We start from the raw sequence: 2,106 nt of genomic DNA, 5'->3' as shown, positions 1-2,106 counted from the left end.
GCGCCCGGGAGCGTGCCGCCGAGCCGACCGCCGGCTGCGGCGACCATGTGCGGCAGCGCGATGCCGTGTGTGAACAGGGCCGCGACCAGCCCCGACGAGCCGCCGGCGCGGATGATCTCCTCGGTGACGACGATCGAGTCGAGCAGGTCGCCGCCGCTGCCGCCGACCGACTCCGGGAAGCCGACGCCGAGCAGCCCGGTCCGCGCGGCGGTGACGTGCAGCGCGCGGGGCACCTCGCCGGCCCTCTCCCAGTCGGCCAGGTGCGGCAGCACCTCCCGGGTCACGAAAGCCCGGGTCAGTTCGCGCAACTGACGCCGCTCCGGCGTGTCCACGATGGTCATCCTGCCGACCTCCCGGTGGGGGCCGGACCCGTGGGCAACTCCGCCGGCAGGTCGACCAGCCGGGCGCGGAGCAGCTCACCGAGCGCCTTGGCCTGTGGGTCGAAACGGGTCGAACCGGCCACCCCCGGTCCGAGCAGCCCCTCGATCACGAAGTTGACCGCCCGCAGGTTCGGCAGTTCGTAGCGCCGCACGGTCAGCGGGGCGGTCTCCGGCAGCAACTCGGCGAGCCGGGCCACGGTCAGCCACCCGCGCAGCCAGGCCCACGTCGCGTCGGTACGCGCCCACACGCCGAGGTTCGCGTCCCCGCCCTTGTCGCCCGAGCGCGCCCCGACCAACTCCCCGAGCGGTGCTCGCCGCGTCCCCGCCCTCAGGTGTAAGGAAGGGTCCCCTGCTATCGCCTGGTGTCGTACAGGGGACCCCTCCTTACATCGCACCGGGGGTGGGGGGATGGTGCGTCGGGTGCCGTCGGGCAGTACGGCGACGTGGGTGACCGCGTCCTGGGGCACGGTGTCGGTGGTGAAGACGCCGTACGGGGTGGCGTCGCCGGGCAGCGTGGTCAGCGTGCAGCCGGGATAGGAGGCCAGCGCCAGCTCCACCGCCGCCGTCGAGAACGCCCGTCCGGCCCGCGTCCTGTCACCGTCCCGCAGGTGTACGTGCAGCAGCGCACTCGCCACCTCGGTGTCGGTCGCGTCCGGGTGGTCGGTGCGGGCCACCTGGAACTCCAGCCCGTCGGTGCCGACCGCCGCCTCCAGTTGCGTCCGGACCAGGGCCGCCTTCGCCTCGATGTCCAGCCCGCAGAGCACGAACGTCATCGAGTTGCGGAAGCCGCCGAGGTTGTTGACGCCCACCTTGAGCGTCTCCGGCGGTGGCGTGCCCCGGACACCGGAGACGCGTACCCGGTCCGGCCCGTCCTGGCGCAGCGCGACCGTGTCCAGCCGGGTCACCACGTCCGGCCCGAGGTACGCGGGCCCGGCCACCTCGTACAACAGTTGGGCGGTGACCGTCTCCACGGTGACCGCGCCGCCGGTGCCGGGATGCTTGGTGAGCACCGACGAACCGTCGCGGCGCAGCTCGGCGACGGGGAAGCCGGGCCGGTGGCCGCCGTCGGGCAGCTCGGTGAAGAAGCTGTAGTTGCCGCCGGTGACCTGGGCCCCGCACTCGATCAGGTGCCCGGCGACGGTGGCGCCGGCCAGCGCGTCCAGGTCGTCGTGCGTCCAGCCGAAGTGGGCCACGGCCGGGCCGACCACCAGGGAGGCGTCGGTGACCCGGCCGGTCACCACCACGTCCGCCCCGGCGTCGAGGCAGGCGGCGATACCGAACGCCCCGAGGTACGCGTTCGCGGTGAGCGCGTCCGGGCGGGCCAGGGTGTCGCCCTCGACGTACCCGACCCGCACGGGCAGCCCGAGTCGCTCCGCGAGAGCGCGGATCGCGGCGGCCAGCCCCGCCGGGTGGAGTCCACCGGCGTTGGTGACCAGCGCGACCCGGCGGTCCAGCGCGGTGCCGAGGCACCCTTCGAGCTGCCGCAGGAACGTCTTCGCGTACCCGAGGTCGGGGTCGCGCATCCGGTCCCGGCCGAGGATCAGCATGGTCAACTCCGCCAGGTAGTCGCCGGTCAGCACGTCCAGTTCGCCGCCGTCGAGCATCTCCCGCCACGCGGAGAACCGGTCACCGTAGAAGCCGGACGCGTTGCCTACCCGCAGCACGTCACCCGTGCGTGGCCGCCGGTCGGGCGCGCTCACGCGCGGGCTCCGGCACGGTCGTCGCC

General features: G+C 74.1%; 2 protein-coding genes. Both read right to left on the bottom strand.

The genetic code is table 11. From position 1 onward, the window contains the following. A partial coding sequence (locus EYA84_RS31035; protein WP_161595079.1) for an acyl-CoA dehydrogenase family protein occupies positions 1–341 on the bottom strand: 341 nt, incomplete at its 3' end. Beyond that, positions 338–1,984 carry an acyclic terpene utilization AtuA family protein gene (locus EYA84_RS31030; RefSeq protein WP_394347633.1) on the bottom strand — a complete coding sequence of 549 codons (1,647 nt, stop codon included), beginning with the start codon at positions 1,982–1,984 and terminating at the stop codon, positions 338–340. The genes EYA84_RS31030 and EYA84_RS31035, both read right to left, overlap by 4 nt. Positions 1,985–2,106 lie beyond the last annotated feature (122 nt).

Origin of the sequence: Verrucosispora sp. SN26_14.1 (assembly GCF_004307965.1) — a bacterium.
Classification (GTDB): domain Bacteria; phylum Actinomycetota; class Actinomycetes; order Mycobacteriales; family Micromonosporaceae; genus Micromonospora.
The sequence above is the reverse complement of the archived record's forward strand: the minus strand, read 5'-3'. Positions and strand labels throughout refer to the sequence as shown.